Source organism: Vibrio sp. Vb1127 (assembly GCF_033338735.1).
Classification (GTDB): Bacteria; Pseudomonadota; Gammaproteobacteria; order Enterobacterales; family Vibrionaceae; genus Vibrio; species Vibrio alginolyticus.
Window position 1 is genome coordinate 255707 of the sequence record NZ_JAWOTF010000003.1, and the last position, 22684, is coordinate 278390.

General features: G+C 45.7%; 16 protein-coding genes. 10 read left to right on the plus strand and 6 right to left on the minus strand.

Annotated features, from left to right (window positions below):
• Nucleotides 1-42: 42 nt before the first annotated feature.
• Nucleotides 43-1866 (minus strand): DUF3413 domain-containing protein, encoded by a 1824-nt coding sequence (locus tag R7H07_RS07270; RefSeq protein ID WP_104975548.1) that lies wholly within the window; start codon nucleotides 1864-1866, stop codon nucleotides 43-45.
• 252 nt (nucleotides 1867-2118) lie between these two features.
• On the opposite strand from R7H07_RS07270, the gene recC reads away from it, so the two are divergent.
• From recC to R7H07_RS07295, 5 genes are all read left to right on the plus strand, one after another.
• Entirely contained in the window at nucleotides 2119-5610 is a 3492-nt protein-coding gene (gene recC, locus R7H07_RS07275; RefSeq protein WP_206959592.1) for an exodeoxyribonuclease V subunit gamma, read from the plus strand.
• Nucleotides 5611-5936: 326 nt separating this feature from the next.
• Nucleotides 5937-9611, plus strand: coding sequence for an exodeoxyribonuclease V subunit beta (recB, locus tag R7H07_RS07280; protein ID WP_206959613.1), 3675 nt, complete (start codon nucleotides 5937-5939; stop codon nucleotides 9609-9611).
• Nucleotides 9611-11758 (plus strand): exodeoxyribonuclease V subunit alpha, encoded by a 2148-nt coding sequence (recD, locus tag R7H07_RS07285; RefSeq protein ID WP_182016227.1) that lies wholly within the window; start codon nucleotides 9611-9613, stop codon nucleotides 11756-11758. Before recB ends, recD begins: the two co-directional genes overlap by 1 nt.
• Nucleotides 11759-11923: 165 nt before the next feature.
• On the plus strand, nucleotides 11924-12934 hold the full coding sequence (locus R7H07_RS07290) for a LysM peptidoglycan-binding domain-containing protein (protein ID WP_054574840.1): 1011 nt from the start codon (nucleotides 11924-11926) through the stop codon (nucleotides 12932-12934).
• A complete protein-coding gene (locus tag R7H07_RS07295) occupies nucleotides 12922-13293 on the plus strand; it encodes a hypothetical protein (RefSeq protein WP_031780957.1) in 372 nt (123 codons plus the stop codon). The genes R7H07_RS07290 and R7H07_RS07295 overlap by 13 nt, the downstream gene beginning before the upstream one ends.
• Nucleotides 13294-13341: 48 nt before the next feature.
• Here the strand turns inward: R7H07_RS07295 and R7H07_RS07300 are convergent, their stop codons facing one another.
• Nucleotides 13342-13530, minus strand: coding sequence for a hypothetical protein (locus R7H07_RS07300; RefSeq protein ID WP_005380230.1), 189 nt, complete (start codon nucleotides 13528-13530; stop codon nucleotides 13342-13344).
• Between the two features lie 416 nt (nucleotides 13531-13946).
• Nucleotides 13947-15284, minus strand: a complete 1338-nt coding sequence (gene argA / locus R7H07_RS07305; protein WP_012841478.1) for an amino-acid N-acetyltransferase — start codon at nucleotides 15282-15284, stop codon at nucleotides 13947-13949.
• A gap of 162 nt (nucleotides 15285-15446) precedes the next feature.
• Between argA and R7H07_RS07310 the strand changes: the two genes are divergently transcribed.
• From R7H07_RS07310 to R7H07_RS07330, 5 genes are all read left to right on the plus strand, one after another.
• Nucleotides 15447-15902: a DUF2850 domain-containing protein gene (locus tag R7H07_RS07310; protein WP_005380234.1), complete on the plus strand. Its 456-nt coding sequence runs from the start codon at nucleotides 15447-15449 to the stop codon at nucleotides 15900-15902.
• 273 nt (nucleotides 15903-16175) lie between these two features.
• Nucleotides 16176-17279: a murein transglycosylase A gene (mltA, locus tag R7H07_RS07315; RefSeq protein ID WP_005391723.1), complete on the plus strand. Its 1104-nt coding sequence runs from the start codon at nucleotides 16176-16178 to the stop codon at nucleotides 17277-17279.
• Nucleotides 17280-17378: 99 nt separating this feature from the next.
• Nucleotides 17379-18188, plus strand: coding sequence for a tRNA cyclic N6-threonylcarbamoyladenosine(37) synthase TcdA (gene tcdA / locus R7H07_RS07320; protein WP_206959590.1), 810 nt, complete (start codon nucleotides 17379-17381; stop codon nucleotides 18186-18188).
• 19 nt (nucleotides 18189-18207) lie between these two features.
• Nucleotides 18208-18636: a cysteine desulfurase sulfur acceptor subunit CsdE gene (gene csdE, locus R7H07_RS07325; protein ID WP_005385278.1), complete on the plus strand. Its 429-nt coding sequence runs from the start codon at nucleotides 18208-18210 to the stop codon at nucleotides 18634-18636.
• A gap of 309 nt (nucleotides 18637-18945) precedes the next feature.
• Nucleotides 18946-19866, plus strand: a complete 921-nt coding sequence (locus R7H07_RS07330) for a sensor domain-containing diguanylate cyclase (RefSeq protein WP_065274776.1) — start codon at nucleotides 18946-18948, stop codon at nucleotides 19864-19866.
• A 33-nt stretch (nucleotides 19867-19899) separates the two neighbouring features.
• On the opposite strand, the gene csdA is transcribed toward R7H07_RS07330, so the two are convergent.
• The 3 genes from csdA to panE are packed head-to-tail and all read right to left on the minus strand — an operon-like array spanning nucleotide 19900 to nucleotide 22597.
• Nucleotides 19900-21111, minus strand: coding sequence for a cysteine desulfurase CsdA (gene csdA, locus R7H07_RS07335; protein WP_065274775.1), 1212 nt, complete (start codon nucleotides 21109-21111; stop codon nucleotides 19900-19902).
• The gene (locus tag R7H07_RS07340) at nucleotides 21111-21710 is read right to left on the minus strand and encodes a DJ-1 family glyoxalase III (RefSeq protein ID WP_006742560.1); all 600 of its coding nucleotides are present in this window, start codon (nucleotides 21708-21710) and stop codon (nucleotides 21111-21113) included. Before R7H07_RS07340 ends, csdA begins: the two co-directional genes overlap by 1 nt.
• Nucleotides 21707-22597, minus strand: a complete 891-nt coding sequence (gene panE, locus R7H07_RS07345) for a 2-dehydropantoate 2-reductase (protein WP_017820775.1) — start codon at nucleotides 22595-22597, stop codon at nucleotides 21707-21709. The genes R7H07_RS07340 and panE overlap by 4 nt, the downstream gene beginning before the upstream one ends.
• Between the last annotated feature and the right edge of the window lie 87 nt (nucleotides 22598-22684).

A 22684-nucleotide genomic window follows, 5' to 3' on the forward strand; every position in this document is an offset into this window, starting at 1 on the left:
ACCAAGAGGCTTTTTTATTTCAATCGGCGTCGATGTTGGACGCTAGCCTTTTTTGTAAAATCGCGACATCTCATCCAGAGAATGACGAATGATATCGACAGGAACTTTCTGTTCTTTCTCGACTTTTAACTGGCGATTCAGTTGCTGAGAGTGCCCGCCAGGGTTGACCACAAGCATCAGTTCTTTGCCGACCAATGCATAGTTGTAGTAGCTGCCTGCAATATACCAATCGCGAGAGGCAGAGCTATCAAACAAGTTATGACCAACGCTGTATGAACTCGTTGTGCCTTGAACGTCAAACAGCGTATTCATCATGGTTGGCACGACGTCAAAATGGGTCGTGCGGTAATCAACTTGCTCTGGCTGACGATTTGGCATGTACACGTAAAGAGGCACATGCACTTGAACGTCACTGTAATTACCCGTGTGGCCCCAATAGTTCATCTTATGGTCATTAAACTCTTCACCATGATCTGATGAAATCACCACAATGGTGTTGTCTAAGTCGACGTTTTTCAGCACATCACCAATCAAGCTGTCGATGTAGTACAACGAGTTCTTGTATCGATTGTGGTAAAGCGAAGCGTCAAAATCGTTGTTGAGCAAAATGTGGTCAACGCGTTCCCAGTATGGTTTGAATTTCGCAAATTCAGGTTCAGGAAACACCGTGCCGTGGGCGGCATCGTAGAACAGAAAACCAAAGTACGGCTTGTCGCTGTCCTGCTTTTGGAACTCGATGAACTTGTCTGTTATCTGCTGATCGCGCTCGACAGCTGTTTCCCCAGTTTGTTTCAGGGTCAAATCCGACACTTTTTTGAATACCGTGCGAGAAAGTGGCGGACTGGTGAGCGGTGCTGAGCCAAAAATGCCCATGCGGTAGCCTTCTGCTTGCAGCGTATCCATAAACACAGGAGAGCGTTGACTTGCGTAAAAGCTTTCCCAGTAGGTCGCGGGCAAGCTGTAAAACAGGCTGAAAATACCCGCTTGAGTTGAGTTGCCGCCGCTCATATGTTGTGTGAAATTCACCGTTTTTTCGGCGAACTTGCTGACATTTGGCATGACTTCCGGCGTCGCATCACTGTAGCGCCACGCATCAACCAAGATAAACAAGACATTGGGCTGTTTCTCTTTGCTTTGCACTTGAATCGGCGCAAGCGGATAGTTGAGTGAGCTACGTTCAATGTTGGTTAACTCTACGCGGTTCTTCGATGCAATGCTCTCATCCACTAGGTCGTGTTTGTAAATAAATTTACGAGCCGTCAGCGGGTAGTAAAGTGGCCAGTTATTCGAAAACTGACTGACTTCATCGTCGTAAAGGGCATTTTTGTACGCATGAATCATCTGCGTGCTAAGCAATACAGCAAACCAAACGCTGATCAAAACGAACTTAGCTCGGCTTTCTGACAGTTGATTACTTACCCAAACGGTACAAGCGAGCCCGATCACCAGAATGGCAATTTCACTGATGAAGATTAGCCAACTCATCCAAGAAATATCGAAGACATCACCGCCACCTTCGAAAAACATACGGATTAATAGAGCGTTGATGTGAAGTTTGTATTGCTGAAAAACGAGGATATCGACTTTAAACATGATCAATAGACAGATCGCGATAGCGATCACGATGCCTTTGAATACTCGAGTCGGTAGAAAAGATAGCAATAAACTCAACAACATAAATGGAAGAGCGATCAAGCCCAGCCAGCCATATTGAGTCGAAACCAAATAGTAACCTTGCAACAAGGTTAGCGGTTCATTCTGATTGTTAGACAACACAAAAGGATAACAAGCGATCGACAGGTACACTGCAAAGCAAGCAAAAAAAGCAATCAGCCAAGCGCTGTTGGAAGACAGTTTGCGAAACATACTTTTTGTTTGTTTATAAATTATGGGTAGAGGGAGTATAAAACAGTGTTTTTTATTATGGAATAGTTGCGACGAATGTCACATTTTGTATGGAAGTGTCAGACTTGATTGACATGTGAAAATTCAGAAGATTCATACTCTATTTGAGTGATATATAACCTTTTGTTTTTTCCGAACGCGAGATCACTGCGGGTTTAAATGGGGCTGTGCTAAGCTAGCTAACAGTTTCAATCGGCGCTCGGTATTCCCAATTTGTTTACTGTTTATCACTCCAACCAAGTTGACGTTCTTAAATCACTCCTTGTCGAACTGATTCGAATCAGTCCGCTGGAAAACCCGTTCGAAAAAGAACAAATTCTGGTTCAAAGTCCGGGCATGTCCCAGTGGCTAAAAATGGAATTGGCCAAAGAGTTTGGTGTTGCCGCGAACATTGATTTTCCGCTTCCTGCTACCTTCATTTGGGAAATGTTTACGCAGGTGTTGCCAGACGTGCCAAAACGCAGTGCGTTTAACAAAGAAGCGATGACTTGGAAGTTGATGCATCTGCTGCCGGGGCTTCTCAACCAAGACGTGTTTTCGCCGTTAGCGCAGTACCTCAAAGATGACAGTGATCACTCTAAGCTGTATCAACTGGCTGAGAAAATTGCCGATATTTTCGATGGTTACTTGGTGTATCGTCCGGAGTGGATCGCAAGTTGGGAAGCAGGGCAGAGTGTGCCAGAGCTGGAAGATGAGCATCCGTGGCAGCCGATCTTATGGCAAGCGTTGTATGATCACACTGTGTCATTAGGACAGTCTCCATATCACCGTGCCAACCTTTATGAGCACTTTATCGACACGTTAGAGAGTTTTAACGGCAATTTTGACCATTTACCCAAGCGTTTGTTTGTTTTTGGCATTTCTTCGTTGCCGCCTCGCTATATGGATGCGCTAAAAGCAATTGGTGAACACATCGACGTGCATCTGATGTTCACCAACCCGTGTCGTTATTACTGGGGTGAAGTTCGAGATCGCAAATATCTGGCTCGTTTGGCGGCGAAACATCGTCAGCACGTTGTGTGGCAGGACGATCACTCGGAAGTGCAAGGTGAAACTGAGCAACTGAAAGGATCACTGGAAGATAATGTGATCGATGAGCTGCACACCGATGTGGTCGGAAACAGTCTGTTGGCATCCATGGGTAAACTCGGGCGCGACAATATGTATCTGTTGTCTCAGCTGGAATCTCATGAAATTGAAGCCTTTGTTGATGTTGAGCGCGACAGTCTGCTCCATCAATTGCAAGCGGATATTCTCAATCTTGAAGAACATCAAGATGACCAACAGATTGAAAACAGTCATCACAAACAAGTGGTTAGCTTGGGTGATAAATCACTGAGCCTACACGCTTGTCACAGCCCGATGCGTGAAGTGGAAGTGCTGCATGATCAACTGTTGGCGATGTTCGATGCTGACCCAACGTTAAAACCGCGCGATATTATCGTGATGGTCGCGGACATCAACGCTTACAGCCCTGCGATTCAGGCGGTCTTTGGTAACGCGCCGGGTGAGCGTTTTATTCCATATTCGATTTCTGACCGAACCGCCGATCAAGAGAGCCCAATTCTGGCCGCATTTATGCAGTTGGTGAACTTACCCAATACGCGCTGTTTGGCCTCAGAACTACTCGAACTTCTGGAAACTCCAGCGATATTAAAGCGTTTTGAACTCAGCGAAGATGATTTTTTACAAGCCAAACAATGGGTTGAGGAATCGGGGATTCGCTGGGGATTGGACGCCAATACCGGATGCGAATTTGAACTGCCGGAAACCCGTCAAAACACATGGCAATTTGGTATTCAACGAATGTTGCTTGGCTACGCGATGCCAGAATCCGCAGGTTTGTTTGAAACCGAGCAAGGCAGTTTGTCTCCGTACAACGAAGTACAAGGCATGGGCGCAGAGCTGGCGGGCAAGTTGGCACACTTTATCCAACAAATTAGCACTTATCGAAGCAAACTTTCTCATGTTCAGACTATTGATGGTTGGCGAGAGACTTTAGTTTTACTGCTGGATGACTTCTTCTCAGTTGAGTTAGAAGGCGAAATGGCGCTCAAATCCATTCGCGATACGCTCAGCCAACTCAAAGAGCAATTAGCTGATGCCGCATTTGATGATGCGTTATCGCCGTCGATCATCAGCCAATACCTTCAAAACAAATTATCTGGCACACGAGTCAGCCAGCGCTTCCTTGCTGGTCAAGTGAACTTTTGTACCCTGATGCCGATGCGCTCTATTCCGTTTAGAACTGTTTGTCTGTTGGGGATGAATGACGGCGTGTATCCGCGCTCCATGCCGCCAGAAGGCTTTGACTTGATGACAGGAAGAACCAAACCGGGCGACCGTTCGCGCCGAGATGATGACCGTTACCTATTCCTCGAAGCGATGTTGTCTGCACAGCAAACGCTCTACATCAGTTATGTTGGTCGTTCAATCCAAGATAACACCGAGCGAGTGCCTTCGGTTCTGGTTTCTGAGCTGATGGAATACTGTCACCAAAACTATTGTTTAAGTGGTGATGAAGCGTTGCCCGTTGATGAGTCTGGCGACAACTTATTAAATGCGTTGGTGAATACCCACGCCATGGTGCCGTTTAGCCCGAGTGCGTTCCAAGGCATGCACGCCAGCTACGCGAAAGAGTGGATTCCAGCGGCATTGACTCAAAGTAGTCAATCGCAAGGCTATGTTCGTCGTGATTTTAATCGGGCATTAGACGACTATCTGTTAGGAGCGACGTTCCCACTTGAGCTCGACTTAGTCGAGTTGCAACGTTTCTGGCGCTTACCTGTGCAGTATTTTTTCAATCGTCGTTTAAAAGTGATCTTTGAACCGCCGCTACCGGTGATGGAAGACGACGAACCCTTTGTTTTAGGTGGTTTGGAAAGCTATCAAATGCGTGATGAGCTGTTAGAAACCTTGCTTGAAACGACATTGATGCAGCCAGAGAAAAAAACAGAGGTGCTTAAACACTTTATGAGTCAACAGCGCGCGCAAGGCAAACTACCGGTGGGGGCGTTTGGTGATATCGAGTTTGAAACCAACCGAGTTCAGGCGGAAGAGCTGGTGGATAAACTGGCGTTTTTATCTGGTGCACCTCAAGACGATTTGGAAATCGACCTGACGTTTGATTCCTTGTTTGAGCGAAATGAAGGCGAAGAGAAAAACGTTCGCCTAACAGGTTGGCTAACTCAATGCTACCAATCCGGTTTGATTCGCTATCGAAGCGGTAAGATTCGATCGCAGGATTACCTTGCAGCGTGGGTCGATCACCTTGCCATGTCGGCGTCGGGTCATGCTAAGAAAACCCACATCATTGGTTACGATCGTAAAGAAGGCGCACTGCATTTGATCTACCCAGAAATTGCCGATGCGCAGTATGCCAAACAGCTACTGACTGAATTAGTTCGCTTATTTTTCGAAGGCATGACTAAGCCTTTGCCTTATTTCCCGAAAACGGCGTTGGCTTGTGTTGAAGCGGGCTTTAGCCGCGGTCAGTGGGTAGATGACGAAGAGAAATCTTTGAAGAAAATGGCTGACGCATTCAATGATGGCTTCATGAGCCCGGGCGAAGGCAATAATGCGTACATCTCTCGAATTTGGCCTGCTTGGAATGATGAGTTGGCCTCAGAAGTTCGTTTGCTGACAGCATTAGTTTTGCAAGGTGCGCGCTTAGCGGTTCAAGACGCTGATGACGTAAAAGCGTAATAAAGACAGTTGGATAAAGAGAAGGAAGAGTAGGGTGGCCGCCAGAAAATCATTATTTTTTGTAGGGCGTTCGCTGTACGGCCACAAGGTCAGAGGGACCATGATACTTTTGTTTAATTCATTTGAGTTGTGCCGCCAAAAGGTTTGGCTTATCTCGTGGGGCGCATACTAACGGTACGTCTTATGGATAACCGTGAGAAAGATCTCACAAAGCTCTAAATTATCCAACTTGTTAAACATATTAATAGAATTTTTAACTATAGATCACATTTATTAGGTGATACGTCCTAGTAAATAATCCGGAGAGATTCAGCGTTATGGATCAAATGTCAGGTGCAGAGTGTCCTCTACATACATTAGACCGCACAGAGCAACCTCAACCAACGCCACTAGAACCGATGACGTTTCCTCTGCATGGTGCGAGGTTAATCGAGGCATCAGCAGGTACAGGTAAAACCTTCACTATTGCAGGTTTATATCTGCGCCTTTTGCTTGGTCACGGCAGCGCGGAAACTCGACATCGCGTACCGCTTACGGTCGACCAAATTCTGGTTGTAACCTTTACCGAAGCGGCAACTGCGGAATTGCGCGATCGTATCAGGGCAAGAATCCATGATGCGCGAATCGCGTTTGCGCGTGGACAGAGTTCCGACCCGGTGATCCAACCTTTGCTTAATGAGTTTGACGATCACAAGCAAGCCGCAGAAATTTTATTGCAGGCAGAGCGTCAGATGGACGAGGCGGCGGTCTACACCATTCACGGTTTTTGCCAACGTATGCTAACGCAAAATGCGTTTGAATCTGGCAGCCGATTTAATAACGAGTTTGTGACCGATGAAAGTCACCTAAAAGCGCAAGTTGTAGCCGATTACTGGCGCCGCAATTTCTACCCGTTGCCATTTACCTTGGCTGGGGAAATTCGCCAGCTATGGAGCTCTCCATCTGCGTTGTTGTCTGACATCAGCAATTACTTAACCGGTGCGCCGTTAATCCTTTCTGTTCCTGCAATGAAAGGCAGTTTGGCTGATCTTCATACTGAAAATCTGAAAAAAATTGATGAATTAAAAGCACAGTGGCGAGAAAGCCAAGATGACTTCTTCACGCTGATTTCAGATTCAGATATTAACAAACGCAGCTACACCAAAAAGTCTCTGCCGACGTGGTTGGAGGCGGTAAACGCTTGGGCAGCAACGGAAACCACAGGATACGATTATCCAGACAAGCTGGAGAAATTCGCGCAAAACGTCTTGTTGGAAAAAACACCGAAAGGCAGTGCGCCGCAGCACGCGGTATTTGAAGCCATTGAAACATTTCTTGCCAATCCAATCAGCTTAAAAGCGCCACTGCTTGCTCATGCGATTGAGCATTGTCGTGTGATGCTGGCCAACGCGAAAAATCAAAAACAGTGGCTCTCTTTCGATGATTTGCTAACGCAACTTTCTGCTTCTATCGATACGGACGAAAGCGAGCTTTTAGCGGCGCGTATTCGTACTTTGTATCCTGTCGCAATGATTGACGAGTTCCAAGATACCGACCCGCTTCAATACAGTATTTTCAGCCGTATTTATCTGAACAACCCAGAATGTGGTTTGTTTATGATCGGTGACCCCAAGCAGGCGATTTATGGCTTTCGTGGCGCAGACATTTTCACTTACATCAAAGCGCGTAACCAAGTAAGTGCCCACTACACGTTAGGAACCAACTGGCGTTCTAGCGCAGATATGGTGCAGGCGGTAAACCAAGTATTTGCTTTGCCAGACAGTCCATTTATCTATGATTCAGATATTCCGTTCTTACCCGTTAAGTACAGTCCCAATGCCGAAAAACGCATTTGGACTATGGGTGGCCAAAAGCAACCGGCGCTGACTTATTGGTTGCAAGAAGCGGACGATAAACCGCTACCAAAAGGCGAGTATTTGACTCGAATGGCAGAGGCGACTGCAAGCCAAATCCAAACTATTTTGACGCAGGCTCAACAGGGGCAAGCGTGTCTGGTGAATGGCGAAAAACAGAAAGCGGTTCAAGCGGGCGATATCGCGGTGTTGGTTCGAACAGGTAGTGAAGGTCGAATGATCAAACAAGCGCTGGCTGAACAAGGCATTGCCAGCGTGTACCTGTCTAACCGAGACAGTGTGTTTACCAGTTCAGTGGCGCAGGATCTACAGCGTTTGCTGCAAGCGGTGCTGACTCCAGAAAATGACCGTGCGCTGCGTGCAAGTCTTGCCTCTGAGCTGTTTGCCCTCGATGCAGCAAGTTTGGATGCGCTTAATAACGATGAAGTGGTGTGGGAAAACGCTGTTAACGAATTCAAAGAATATCGCAAACTTTGGGTTCAACGTGGTGTGCTGCCGATGTTGCGCGCTGTGATCAGCAAACGCCATATTGCCGAGCGATTACTAGAAGAATGCGCGAGTTCACAGGGTGAGAATGGTGAGCGAGTACTTACCGATTTAATGCACATTGGTGAACTGCTTCAACAAGCCAGTAATGAACTGGATAGCGACCACGGTCTGCTGCGTTGGCTCGCTCAGTCTATCAGTGATGCGGAAAACGGTTTGGGTGGCAGTGATGACCAAATCCAACGTTTAGAATCGGAACGTAACTTAGTGCAGATCGTAACTATTCACAAATCAAAAGGCTTGGAGTATGACCTTGTATTTCTGCCGTTTGTGTTCAGCTATCGAGAAGCCAGCGAAGCAAAATATTACGATGCAGCCAATGACCGCACGGTACTGGATATCACTGGCAACGATGCGTCCATGAAGCAAGCGGATAAAGAGCGTTTGGCGGAAGACTTACGCTTGATATACGTGGCACTAACGCGTGCTGTGTATGCGTGTTTTATCGGTGCCTCACCTTTACGCAATGGCCGTTCGACCAAAGAGCCAACCGGCGTACACCGCAGTGCGATTGGCTATTTGATTCAAAATGGTCAAGAAGGTGGCATCAACGATTTGTACCAAGGTTTAGCAAAGCAACAAGACGAGCTTGATTGTGTCGTTGTGGCCGATCCGCCGCAGCAACTCGAAGAGAAGTACGTAGCGCCACAAGAAGAAATACACGATCTTAGCGCGAAAGAGCTGCAAAACCCTATCGACAGAAACTGGCGCATCACCAGTTATTCTGGCTTGGTCAAGCAAGGCTCTCATCACGCCGAGCATGATGCCACGATTGAGATTACGGGTTTTGATATCGACTCATCTGAAGAGCAAGACGAAGCGGATTTGGTGGAGCCAGAGCGTTCTATTTTTACCTTCCCTCGCGGTGCGCGTCCGGGTACGTTCCTGCACAGCCTGTTTGAGGAAATTGAATTTACTCAGCCAGCCACGACGGAAGAGAATACACAAATCATCCTTGGCTTGATGGAAAGCGAACAGCTCGATGAAGAGTGGTTGCCCATTTTACAGCAATTGATTGATACCGTACTCGCAACGCCGTTGGATGGTAAGTCTTTGCTGCTGAATCAAAAAGCACCGTCGCAACGTTTGGTGGAGATGGAATTTTTGCTGCCGATTGAAGTGTTGTCTGCACCGGCGTTAAACCGAGTCATTCAACGTCACGATCCGTTGTCGGCGAAAGCGGGGGATTTAGGTTTCCAAACCGTGCAAGGTATGCTTAAAGGTTTTATCGATTTGGTGTTTGAACATCAAGGTAAATACTACGTGCTTGACTGGAAATCGAATCATCTTGGCGACGATGTGACGTACTACCATGGTGAGGCTCTGAAATCGGCCATGGCGGATCACCGCTACGATTTGCAGTATCAGATTTATGCGTTAGCACTGCATCGTTTCCTACGTAGCCGATTGGCCAATTATGATTATGAACAGCACTTCGGTGGCGTGTATTACTTGTTCTTGCGCGGCATGGATGGGCGGAGTGACCACGGCATTTTTGCCGCGAAACCAACCTTAGACTTCTTACAAGAGATGGATCGTTTGATTGATGGTCAAGCACTTGAAACGCGCTCAACTCAAGCCGGGCAGATGGAGCTACTTTAATGACGACAAATCACAATCTTCATTCTGACCAAGATAGCCTATTGGTAGTGTTGGAACGCTTGGCGCACAAAGGTGCTATTCGACAGCTCGACTACCAATTTGCCTGCTTTATTGATTCTCAAACGCATGATGAACAGTCGGATAGCCAAGCACTGGCGTTTATCGCTGGTGTTGTCAGTAGTGAGCTTGGCAAAGGACATATCTGTCTGCCTCTGTTCGATGCACAAGGGCAATCTACGGATTTAGCCAGTAAGCTAGGGCTGTTTGGTGAGTCGGCATTGGCGCTCAACACACAGTTGCAAGGCATAGACTGGATTCAAGTATTAAAAAATTCCACCGTGGTCGGCGCGCAAGGAGAAGCCTTGCCGCTGATGTTCGATGGCGAGCGTCTGTATCTGCACCGCTATTGGCATTATGAAGTGACACTGGCGGAAAAGCTCAATCAGTTGGGCGCCGCAGTTAACTTGCAACCACAAGAGTTTGCGCGATTATCCGAGTTGCTCAACCATTTGTTTGCACGCCAATACCATTTTCTGTTTAACGCGTTAGGCAAAGCAGTAGAAGCGGGAAGCAGCAACCAAGTGTTGCGTCAGCAATTGGTGTGTGACCACCTTGATGTGGTCGCAAGCGAATCGTTGGATTGGTACGCCATTGATTCCGTGCTTAGCAATGCGCGCAAAGTTCAAGATTTGCAAACACTGGATGAACTCGTACCACTCTCAGCTTGTGTGAACTGGCAAAAAGTCGCGGCGGCGGTTGCGTTAACTCGTCGATTTGCTGTGATTTCTGGTGGCCCAGGTACGGGTAAAACGACGACAGTAACCAAATTGCTTGCTGCTTTGATTGAACAGGCGACGCACGAGAAAAATCTAACCATCAAGCTGGTGGCCCCGACGGGGAAAGCGGCGGCGCGATTAACCGAGTCCATTGGTAAAGCAGTGCAAGAACTGCCAGTTTCTCCGGAGCTAAAAGCCAAAATTCCGACTGAATCGAGCACCTTGCATCGATTGCTTGGCGCGATTCCTAATAGCGCAGAATTTCGTCACAACAAGCAAAATCCACTGCATTTGGATATTTTAGTTATCGACGAAGCGTCGATGGTCGATTTACCGCTGATGTACAAAGTGGTCGATGCCTTACCGAAACATGCCCGGCTGATTTTGTTAGGTGATAAAGACCAACTTGCCTCAGTTGAAGCAGGGGCAGTGTTGGGTGATATCTGTTCGTTCCATGCATTGGGTTATGGCAAAGAGCAGGCGTCAGCCATCGCAAAACTGACGGGTTTCGATACTTTAGCCCATACAGGTAACAGTGCATCTAGCATTGCTGATAGTTTATGTATGCTGCAAAAGAGCTACCGATTTGACGCTCGCTCAGGCATTGGTCAGTTGGCAAAAGCGGTTAACTCAGGTTCTGCTGCGAGCGTAGATAACGTCTGGGCGCGTGACTTTTCCGATATCGAACATTTCGCCCTAAGTAGTCAACATTACAACCAAATGATGCAGACGTTGGTGCAGGAATACGGTCGTTACCTCAAACGCATTGGACAACAGGAAATCGATCCTAAAACCGGAGAGCCAGAGTCGCTAACGCACAAAGCCAAAGCAGTGTTAGAGACTTTCAACCAATGCCGGCTACTGTGCGCGATCCGTGAAGGTGACTTTGGTGTGGCTGGGCTAAACCAACGCATCGAGAAAGCGCTCGCGGCGCGCAAGTTCATTCAAGTTCAGGATGAAATTTGGTATCACGGCAGACCCGTCATGGTTACGCGTAATGATCACGGTTTAGGTTTGTATAACGGTGATATCGGTATTTGTATGCGAGATGACACTGAAGAAGAACCGCGTTTGAAAGTCTTTTTCGAGTTACCTGACGGCAGTGTGAAATCGGTCTTGCCAAGCCGAGTACCTGAACATGAAACGGCTTACGCCATGACGATCCATAAATCGCAAGGCAGTGAATTTGATTACACCCTGATGATTTTGCCACCAGACTTTAGCCCGATATTAACCCGTGAGTTGATTTACACAGGCATTACCCGCGCGAAAAAGCGTTTAGCTCTTTACGCCGAACTCAATGTTCTGAAGCGAGGCATTAAGGTGAAAACGATTCGTGCGAGTGGGCTAGTACAGCGGCTTACCAACTGATTATGGACTTAGTTTATAGTCAGTTTTACCTTTGTTACATGTCAAACTTGGTGATGAGTTGTATTTTAACAATTCTCTTTCTGAAAGAAAAGTCATTTCAATTGATGTTTTTGAATCTGAAACGTTAACATTATACGCAATTATGGGCATAAGGATCTGAATGAAATGAATACAACTTACTTTAACAGCGTTAATAGGTATAGCTACATATATAGTGTTAAGCCTGGTGATACTCTTACGAGAATTATATGGAAGTTTTATCATTTTAAGTTTGGAACAGATGGCTATAATTTTGCTCTTGCTCAAATAAAAAAAGACAACCCTAAAATTTCAGACCCTAATTCGATTAAATCTGGTCAATCTATTTACTTGAGAAAGTTGAACGTTTCAAATACCAAGCAATCTGAGTTTTCTTCTAAAATTGCCATTTCAGATCATGATCAAGCGCAATTTGAATCAACGATGAAATCTATGTCGCAAAACGAAAAGGAAGCATTTTGGGCTCTTTCTTGGCTTGATGATAATTGGGGGCCTGCGAGCGCAGGTATCGGTGCTACTTTTGCGTCCATGGGGGCTTTATTAGGAGATAGTGAAAAAGGAAATGTTGCAGAGCTAAAAAAGCTTGATGGTTTATATAGAGATTATAAATCAGGAACGTTTTCGAAAGGGCAGTATGATTATCGCAGGAAAAAACTATTAGAGAATGTAGCAAAAAATCTTGGACCAACTGAGAAGCTTCTCTTTAATGGTAAGAAAGCTCGAGAGGCTATGAGGATATCTAGAAACGGCGGGGTTATGACTACTGCGGCGCTTAAGAAGAATACAGATAGGTTAGCAAAGTTATCAAAAGTAGCAGCTAAAGGCGGCACTGTATTAACTGCAGTTAATATTGGTATTGCCTGCGATCAGATAGCTAGAGCAGACTCTAACGCAAAGAAAAACGAAATATTGGTGGAAACTGCAGCAAGTACAGTCGTTGGTTTAGCTGGCGGGGCCGTTATATCTCTGGTAGTTATGGCTACTCCAGTTGGTTGGATAGGCGCTATCGCTTTAGGGGTTGTCTCTGCCAGTGCTAGTTATGCGTCTGGTAAAGTTGTTGCTGATAAATACAAAGAGTTATATAGCAATATAGACTTAGTTGGTAAGACCAAGGTCGGTGAAGTTTGCAGTTATTAGAAGTTTCTTTTATTACATTTTTTGTTGCAGGTGCTTTGTTAGTTTTTTGGTACCTGATAGTAGGTATTTTGCTTATTGTTATCACGCCGCAAAAAGTAAAGCACTATGCGTATACTAGTGAGCACTATACAGATATTGAGCTTGCTTTAGTTTCTGGATTTCACTTTGGGGCCTTAATACATGGATTAGCTCTTGTTGCCGCAGTTGCATTTCCTAAGTTGGCCAAAAAAAGAAAGCTAACAGATATTCGTAGAGTTTGCCCAAAGTGGTTCATAAGTATTGGGCTAGTGTACTGGACTATTTTAATCTTTATCGTAGTCACTATTTTTGCATCTTTGTTAGCTATGATTTTGTTTTGAATTGATTACGTACGTAAAAGAAGACCGAGCTTATGGCTCGGTCTTCTTTTATGCATGTTTTGCAAACGCATTGGTAAAAGACACGCTGCGTATTTTGTATTGCTGTTGATAAGCAAGAATAAAATCTCGGATAGCGTCATTTACGGGGAAAACACAGTGGACGTCTAGGCCTTCTAAAAACTGATTGTCAGCCATATCCCAGAAGCTTTGAAGCGAATTACAAATGATTGTTCTCATAACAGTGCTCGTCTCGGCTTATTTAAAGTCAGATTAACAACTGTCCTTGGTGTGCAATACGGAGCTAACTAGTTTTTCAATTGCCCAGTATTTTAGGGTGAAGGCTAATTACATCACCTAGATCCATTCGTATTGGTTAAAAACCAATCACTAGCGAGCAGAGTATAGCCAACCAAATGTATATTTAAAAGATAAAATTGGAACAAAAATCAAGCAATGGTTTGCGCATTTCTAAGTTGGGTTTACATGATGACCCGCTAGTCCGGAGTAGGGTTTATGTGTGGCCTTACTCCTCAACAAACTCGTTCCTAAACAAGCTCGATGTGCAGGGTTGAGCGTTAATGAACTAAATCCTGCCCTTTGAGGTTAGTTGGTATAGTGGAACGTTAAGTTTCGCTCCCTGATTTAAGGTTAAGCTATAAATCTAACGCTAAGATTTTGGACTTACGCTGGAAGTTATATAACCCTTGTTTGGCTCCAGGTAAATAGTCGACACTGACTTCGTAAAAACCTTGCTCTCTGAACCAATGCAAACTGTGTGTCGTGAGGACAAAAATCTGATCAATGGTTTCGGATTTAGAACGATGTTTCATGTAGTTGAGCAGTAACAAACCTCGGTTTCCATCACGATAGTCAGGGTGAATCGCTACGCAAGCCATCTCAGCTTTACGCTCTTCTGGGTATGGATAAAGGGCAGCACAGCCAATAATCAAGCCGTCTTTTTCGATGATGGTAAATTTTCCAATCTCTTGCTCTAGCTGTTCTCGAGAGCGCCTAACCAGTACACCTTGTTCTTCTAACGGGCGAATGAGGTCTAAGATACCGCCAATATCGTCAATATTAGCTTGCCTCACTTGTTCAGCACTCGCCATAACAACTTGGGTACCGATACCGTCGAAAGAGAACAACTCCTGAATTAAGGCGCCATCTACTTTATAACTGATCAAGTGGCTACGAGGTACTCCGGCACGGCAAGCGGCAATAGAGCCTTTAAGAAAGCGCAGTGTTCCAGTGTTGTAATCTAGGTCAGGAGACGTATTTTCAGAAAGCGTTTTGATGACATGCTCCGCCTCAATTGGTAGTAACTCGGCGACAGCATTGCCGTTGTCATCAATGACACCTTGTTCGGAGCAAAAACCAATCAGCTTATCCGCACCCAGCTTTATCGCTAGTTGGGTGGCGACTTCTTCCGATAATAAATTGAAGCACTCGCCAGTCACAGAGCTAGCAATGGGACCTAGCAGAACAATTGAACCTTGATCAAGAGTGCGATTAATCGCGTCGGTGTCAATGCGGCGAATACGTCCACTATGGCAATAGTCCACACCATCATCAACGCCGAGTGGTTGGGCAATGATGTAGTTTCCGCTAACGACATTGAGCTGGGTACCTGCCATCGGAGTATTGTTGAGGCTCATTGATAGGCGCGCAGTAATCGCAAGCTGAAGTTGTCCGGCAGCTTGCATAACAACAGATAAAGCCGATTCATCCGTAATGCGGATATTTTTGTGGTAAGGCGTAGTGAGGTCTTGTTTTTCTAGCAGCTGATTAATTTGAGGACGTGCACCATACACCACCACGACTTTGATTCCGAGGCTGTGCATGAGTGCGATATCATTAATAATATTGCCAAAATTTTTGTGTGCGACGGCTTCTCCGCCCAGCATGATCACCATGGTTTTTCCGCGGTGAGCATTGACATAAGGTGTTGATTGACGGAATCCTTTTACGAGAGCAGTACTACGAATTTTCACTACAGCCATTCCCTTGTTTAATTATGTTAAAATAATGCCTTTTTATTCATTGAGTGGCAAGGCGAAATTTTGGAATAAAGCACAAACATATTGAGGTAGGTTCTTGGTCCCGTTAAGAGGGAAGGTTACAATGGTGGCGTCTTTCCTCAATACGTGAACCTCATGTCTTCTGCTGTTAATAAGAATGCTGCGATCACTGCTTCAAATCTGTCAAAAACGTCATCTAAATCAATGCTTCGTAAGTGGCTAGAGCGTTCTCTCATGCTTATAGCGATAGTTGGAACCGTTGTCGTGTGCATGCTGTATAGTGATTTGATTACTCGAACCATTAATCCGCCCATTCCCAAATCGACAATTTATGGTCGCTGGGTTGAGCAAGATGTTGCGCCTTATGCTCGTGAAGAATTTGTGTTGAGTGAGCGCGGTGTTACCGTAAATGGTTCTACAGTGGCGACCAGTTTTGAATTCGATGGGGATTCGTTTTCGTATCGAGTGGGTTCAAATGAGCGGCACTTCAATTTTGTGGGTAAGCAGCATGCAGAAATGAAGCTGGATGCCAATGCTCATTATCTACCTGTATTCCGTTTAGAGGGACGTGCAAGGATAGCGGTAAGATAGTCGTTTTTATTATTGTCTTTTAAGCAGAGCTCTCTTGCGTCTGTGAGCCATATGGATGATCACAATTTCATCTCTCAATCAGTAAATTTTACTTCCAAACATAATCCGGACAATTCCGTAATTCTTCCGCTGTTATCATGTTGCATTAACTGAATGAATTTACAACGAGTAAACGGATTGGCTTAGCGTTGAAACATTTTGTCGTTGCTTTTCAATTGCACCGTATGCATTTGTTTGCCATCCTTTTGCTATTCTCTTTTACGGAAAAGACACGTGTTAAAAAAACTCCTTCCTATTATCTCTTTGAGCCTACTCTTTGGCTGTGCTCAACAAAATGATCGTGCTCAGCAATATCTTGATGGTGAGTTTCCTCAGATCCTCAATCAAGTGGATGTGGTTGAGTCTAACAAACCACGCGATTTTACTGAATTTAACAAGCAAGCTGAGCAAGTGGTGATAAAGTCACCATCCATGGCGAAGATATACCAACCGCTATATCAACGATTAAGTGAGTGGGCGCAACAGAGCGGAGATACCAGTGCGTTGAGTGCGTTTGGCATTCAAGCCGCGCAATTGGGTGGTGGTGATAAAAAAGGTAATGTGCTGTTTACCGGATACTTTTCTCCCGTGATGGAGCTGCGTCATACACCAAACGACATTTTTAAGTACCCAGTTTATGGCAAGCCAAACTGCTCATCAGATTGTCCGACTCGTGCGGAGATCTACAACGGGGCATTAGATGGCCAAGGTTTAGTGCTAGGTTATGCGCCTAACCGTATTGACCCGTTTATGATGGAAGTGCAGGGCAGTGGCTATGTGCATTTTGAAGATGATGATACGTTGGAGTACTTCGCGTACGCAGGGAAAAATAATAAAGCTTACGTTAGTATTGGCCGCATTTTGATTGAACGTGGTGAAGTGCCGCGTGAAAAAATGTCTCTCAAAGCGATTAAAGAGTGGGTAATGGACAACGACGACGCAACAGTACGCGAGTTGTTGGAGCAAAACCCTTCTTACGTCTTCTTTGCGCCAAAAGCGGAAGCGCCAGTAACGGGATCGGCTGGTATTCCTTTGTTACCAATGGCCGCGGTCGCGGGTGACCGTTCTATCTTACCAATGGGCACACCAATCTTGGCGGAAGTACCATTGCTGAATGCGGATGGTACGTGGAGCGGTGCTCATCAACTGCGAATGCTGATCGTTTTAGACACTGGTGGTGCGGTAAAACAGAACCATTTGGATCTGTATCATGGCATTGGTGCGAGAGCAGGAACGGAAGCAGGGCACTACAAGCATTTTGGTCGAGTTTGGAAACTTGGGCTGGAAAACTCACCAACTCAAGCGCCTTGGGCTTTGCCGCCAGAAAAGCTACAATAGCGACCCAAGAAAGAGGAACCGCCTCTTATCTAGACATTTCATCAAAGAGTGCGTATAAATCGCACTCTTTGTTTTTCTATCGATCATCTGGACTTCAATATGCGTGAACTCGATACCCCAGCATCTGACAGCTACAATCAACGCTTTGGCGGCACTCGTCGTCTTTATGGCAACAGTGAAGTGGACATTCTTCGCGCTGCACACGTTTGTGTTATTGGTATTGGTGGCGTGGGTTCATGGGCGGTCGAAGCGCTGGCCCGTACTGGGATCGGTGAGTTGACTCTGATTGATATGGACGATGTTTGTGTCACGAACATTAACCGCCAAATTCATGCGATGACGGGCACCGTTGGCCAAAGCAAGATTGAAGTGATGGCCGAGCGTGTCAAATTGATCAACCCAGAGTGTAAAGTCAATCTGATTGATGATTTCATCACGCCAGACAATCAACATGAGTACTTAAGCAAAGAGTTTGATTACGTGCTAGATGCGATTGACAGCGTAAAAGCGAAGGCGTCTTTGTTGGCGTATTGCCGCAGCAACAAGGTCAAAGTGATCACCACGGGGGGCGCTGGTGGTCAGGTTGACCCAACGCAGATCATGGTCGCTGACTTAACGAAAACGATCCAAGATCCTCTAGCGAAGAAAATCAAAGACACCTTGCGTCGTCATCATAACTTCCCTAAGAATCCGGCTCGTAAGTTTGGTATTGATTGCGTGTTTTCAACCGAGCAGCTGAAGTATCCTCAAGCAGACGGTTCAGTGTGTGGTGTGAAGTCGACAGCGGAAGGTCCAAAACGTATGGATTGCGCTAGCGGTTTTGGTGCGGCGACTGTCGTAACTGCAACGTTTGGCTTTGTCGCGGTATCGCGAATCGTTGAGAAGTTGATTTCAAAATATAAGCAGTAAACTAGAAGAAGAGCGCATCATGACAGATTTTCCCGTTTCTCCATTTGGTACAGATATCACCAGCGAAGACATTGTAGCGACTATGCAGCAATTTAAAGGCTGGGAAGATCGTTACCGTCAGGTTATTCAGTGGGGTAAAAAGCTGCCAAAAATGCCAGAAGAGCTGAAATCAGAACAAGTTACCGTTTCGGGTTGTGAAAGCTTGGTGTGGTTAGTGAGCAAAGAGCAAGATGGCGTTTGGCATTTTTGTGCGGACTCCGATGCGCGTATCGTCCGTGGATTGATTGCCTTGGTAATGGCAGCTTATGACGGTAAAACGGCCGATCAAATTCAAGCGTTTGATATTGATGCTTATTTTGATCAACTGGGGCTTGTCTCCCATTTAAGCCCGTCACGTGGTAATGGCTTGAAAGCTATTGTAGAGCAGATTAAGCAAACCGCCGTGTAACGAGTCATTTTCCCAATTCTTAAAAAACGCCGAATAACCTAGCTGTTTGGCGTTTTTTGTATCTGAGTTGAGACATTTTTTGCATATGGATAAAAAGTATGCAAATAGTCGACTATTTTAGTGTTAATTAACCTTTCTATTGATCCTGGTTCATTATATTGCCCACTTGGTTTTTATAAACTCAATTGTATTTAAAATTTGTCTATATTAGATAGTAGACATATGCCTCATTCGCTCCTGTTCCCCAATGCTGACACGCATTTGGAGGCGATTGGGATATTTAGGTACAAACGCTAGGAACCTCCCTATATGCAATTCACCTTGGAACATGCGCAAGACGTGTTATCCGGAATGCCAGACCCCACTTTTATTCTGAGTGAAGATGGTATCTATATTGATGTTTTTGGAGGAACAGATAAAAAAGCCTATCACGATGGAAGCAATTTGATAGGTAAGACACTTCACAGCGTACTTGAAAAAGAGCAAGCCGACTGGTTTATCGAGCAGATCAGTCGATCACTGAAACAAGACAGTATTGTGACGATCGAGTACAAGATGTGCGCCGACAGCATTCAGGGAATAGATGCTAACAGTGGGCCAAGAGGCGACCTATACTACGAAGGCAAGATCTGCCCACTCGCTATAAAATACCGAGGTCGTCGCGTTGTCCTTATTCTTACACGCAACATCTCCAATCGCCACCGAGTTGAAACCCTTCTTCGCCATCAAAGCCAAATTGATGCTCTTACCAACATCTACAATCGACGTGTCTTTTTCGAAAAGCTCACAGAAGAGGTCATTAAAGCTCAAGAGCCGAACTATCACTCCGCGTTGTTATTGTTTGATTTGGACTTTTTTAAAGTCATCAATGATAAACGTGGTCATGATGCGGGGGATTATGTCTTAGAGACCTTAGCTGATTTGGTTTCTCACTTACTCGTCAAAGACGAAATTTTTGCAAGAGTCGGAGGGGAGGAGTTTGCGATTATTTTGCCAGAAACTTCTCTGTCGGCGGCGAAAGAGGTAGGAGAGGAAGTACGTTCCCACATTCAAAATTGTCAGTTCGAATTTGAAAAGATTGAAATTCCGGTCACGGTGAGTGTAGGCGTGGTGGAAATAGGCAGAAATGAAACCACCAAACGTTTGTATGCGCATGCAGATAAAGCGCTTTATGCTGCGAAAAGAAATGGCAGAAATTGCGTGGCGACTCTGGATAGGCAGATGGAGTAACCTTGTTGGTTACTCCAAATCAAACCGTTGGCGTTATAGCATGTCGACGGCTTTTTCTACGGCGGCGATGAGTCTATCCACATCTTCAGCCGTGTTATAAATACCAAAAGAGACGCGTACCGTGCCTTTCACATTTAGCGCATCCATCAATGGGTGAGCGCAGTGGTGTCCTGCTCGTACCGCAATGCCTTGTTGATCGAGCAGCGTCGCAATATCTTGGTGATGAACGCCGTCCATGACGAACGTCAGTACAGAGGCATTCGGTTGATAGCCTAGAATATGAATGTCATCCAAAGCGCTTAGTGCTTGGTAGGCCTTATCCTGAAGCGCATGGAGATGATCCTCTACTTCGTGATGGTCAAAACCTTGGTACCACTCAATGGCTTTCGCTAGAGCAATTGCGCCCGCAACGTTTGGTGTGCCCGCTTCAAATTTACCAGGAAGTGCAGAAAACGTCGTTTTTTCGAAAGAAACGCGTTCAACCATTTTACCGCCGCCGTGCCATGGTGGCATGGCTTCCAAAAGTTCAAGCTTGCCGTATAAAACCCCAATGCCTGCTGGTGCATAAAGTTTGTGACCTGAGAAAACGTAGAAATCGATATCTGATGCCGATAAATCAAGTTGCTCATGTACGATGCCTTGCGCGCCATCAACTACAATAACCGCGCCAACGTTGTGCGCCAGTTCAGTGATTTTTTCTATAGGTTGGCGTGTGCCTGTTACGTTGGTTATTTGCGCGCAAGCAACAATTTTACAGCGGTCAGACAGAAGCGCCTCAAATGCACTGATGTCGAACTGGCAATCTGATGTCATCGGAACTTTAATGACTTTAGCACCCGTTTGCTCTGCCACGATTTGCCAGGGCACGATGTTGGCGTGGTGCTCCATCTCGCTAATCAAGATCTCATCACCTGGTTGTAACGTGCTACGGGCGTAGGTTTGAGCAATTAAGTTCAGTGCTTCGGTTGCGCCCCGTGTCCAAATGATCTCTTTAGAGCTGTTTGCACCAATAAAGCTTGCCACTCGTTCTCGTGCCGCTTCAAATTGGCTGGTGGCATTAGCCGTTAAACTATGGCTGCCACGGTGAACATTGGCATTTTGCGCACTGTAGTAATGACTGATGACATTAATCACACATTGCGGTTTTTGCGTTGTCGCTGCGCTATCTAGATACACTAAGGGCGTATCGTTGACGGATTGGTTTAGAGCAGGAAATTGCTCGCGTACAGCATTTACGTCAAACATTATTCTTCACCAAGCTTGTGGTAGTGCAGAGTAGGCAGAGGGATCATTGGTTCAGCAACTGACCATGCGTGTTTTTTACCTGAGAGTTGAATGATTACTTCCATCGCGAACTCTAAAGCTGTACCCGGACCTTGACTGGTGATCAGGTTGTGGTTGATATCAAAGGTCACGCGTTTGCTGCGCCACTTCTCTTCCGGGATATGTGACTGAAAGCTCGGGTGACAGGTCATCAGTGATTGTGGGAAAAGATCATGGTGTTGCAATACCAACGCCGGTGCTGCGCAGATAGCAGCGACCAATTTTCCCTCGTAGATGTGCTGCTTAAGGATTTCTATCATCACCGTGCTATCACGAAAAATTTCTGCACCACCAACACCACCAGAAAGCGCTATGGCGTCAAACTCATCATCAGCGATATCGACTAGCTTACAATCGGCAGTTAGTGTGACTCCGCGAGAAGCTTTCATCGTCAATGAGCCATCAAAAGCAGCACTCGCTACTGTAACGTCATAACCCGCGCGAACCATCATGTCGATAACGGTGACGGCTTCCATTTCTTCGGTGCCTGGAGCTATTGGCACTAAGATTTTCTTACTCATTGTTCTGTCCAGCTTTGTTCTATTTGTTTGATGCGTTGGTAAAGTTTTAAATTCTCAGGCGTATTGATACGATGTTTCTCGGCAGCCTTTAACAAGTATCCGGTTATAAAATCAATTTCCGTTCGACGTTGATGGAATACGTCTTGCCTCATTGAAGAATAGTTCTCAGCTGTGGCGTTCACCACTTGCATTACCGTATCGAAAAGAGAGCGAAACTCGATAGCAATACCTTCTTTACTCATTACTTCAACCAGTTCTTGAGTGATGCTTTCGAGTTGTATCTTAAACTCGGGCTGCGCAAGCTCACCATTCTTACACTGGTGAATCGCAGTCAGTGGGTTAATCGCGCAGTTAATTGCTAACTTAGTCCATAACGCAGATTGGATGTGTGGATTCCAAATGACCTCTGGAAGAGCATGATGCATAACATCTTGCAGAAAAGCGCACTGCATTCCTTTGTCATTATAACCACCCGCTTGCGTTGTTCCGTGACCGGTATGCAATACGTGTTGGTTATCTGGTTTGTATGCGCCGTGCGTCGTTGTTGCGAGCACTATCGGATTGTTTGGCACAACCTTCTCCAAGGCAGAGGCAGTACCCATACCATTGTGCATCAGCATGATAATCGTGTCTGTATTGATATGAGGGAGCAAAGGCTGAATGGCGTCTTCCACTTGCCAAGCTTTTACCGTGATCAAAATGAGATCTGCTTTATTTACGGAGGAAATATCTTGATTACTGAATACGATTGCGGGTGTGTCATCCAACTGAAGTGATTGTTGGCTTTCAGAACTTCTTCCCCACAATGAAACATTGTGCCCGGCAAGCTTAAATTTTGTTGCCCAGAGTGAGCCCACCGCACCTGGACCGAGGATAAGGATATTCACCAAACGCTCTCATTAAAAAGGTTTGCTGCAAGGATAATGAGGGAAAAAAGGAAAGCAAATAAAAATGGCGCCGAAAGGCGCCATTTT

Excerpts from the sequence above, each read along its gene's own strand:
- tcdA (WP_206959590.1), top strand. The coding sequence starts at position 17,379 with ATGCGTGAACTCGATACCCCAGCATCTGACAGCTACAATCAACGCTTT.
- recB (WP_206959613.1), top strand. The coding sequence starts at position 5,937 with ATGTCAGGTGCAGAGTGTCCTCTACATACATTAGACCGCACAGAGCAA.
- R7H07_RS07270 (WP_104975548.1), bottom strand. The coding sequence starts at position 1,866 with ATGTTTCGCAAACTGTCTTCCAACAGCGCTTGGCTGATTGCTTTTTTT.
- recD (WP_182016227.1), top strand. The coding sequence starts at position 9,611 with ATGACGACAAATCACAATCTTCATTCTGACCAAGATAGCCTATTGGTA.
- csdE (WP_005385278.1), top strand. The coding sequence starts at position 18,208 with ATGACAGATTTTCCCGTTTCTCCATTTGGTACAGATATCACCAGCGAA.
- R7H07_RS07300 (WP_005380230.1), bottom strand. The coding sequence starts at position 13,530 with ATGAGAACAATCATTTGTAATTCGCTTCAAAGCTTCTGGGATATGGCT.
- csdA (WP_065274775.1), bottom strand. The coding sequence starts at position 21,111 with ATGTTTGACGTAAATGCTGTACGCGAGCAATTTCCTGCTCTAAACCAA.
- R7H07_RS07330 (WP_065274776.1), top strand. The coding sequence starts at position 18,946 with ATGCAATTCACCTTGGAACATGCGCAAGACGTGTTATCCGGAATGCCA.
- R7H07_RS07310 (WP_005380234.1), top strand. The coding sequence starts at position 15,447 with ATGTCTTCTGCTGTTAATAAGAATGCTGCGATCACTGCTTCAAATCTG.
- R7H07_RS07290 (WP_054574840.1), top strand. The coding sequence starts at position 11,924 with ATGAATACAACTTACTTTAACAGCGTTAATAGGTATAGCTACATATAT.
- R7H07_RS07340 (WP_006742560.1), bottom strand. The coding sequence starts at position 21,710 with ATGAGTAAGAAAATCTTAGTGCCAATAGCTCCAGGCACCGAAGAAATG.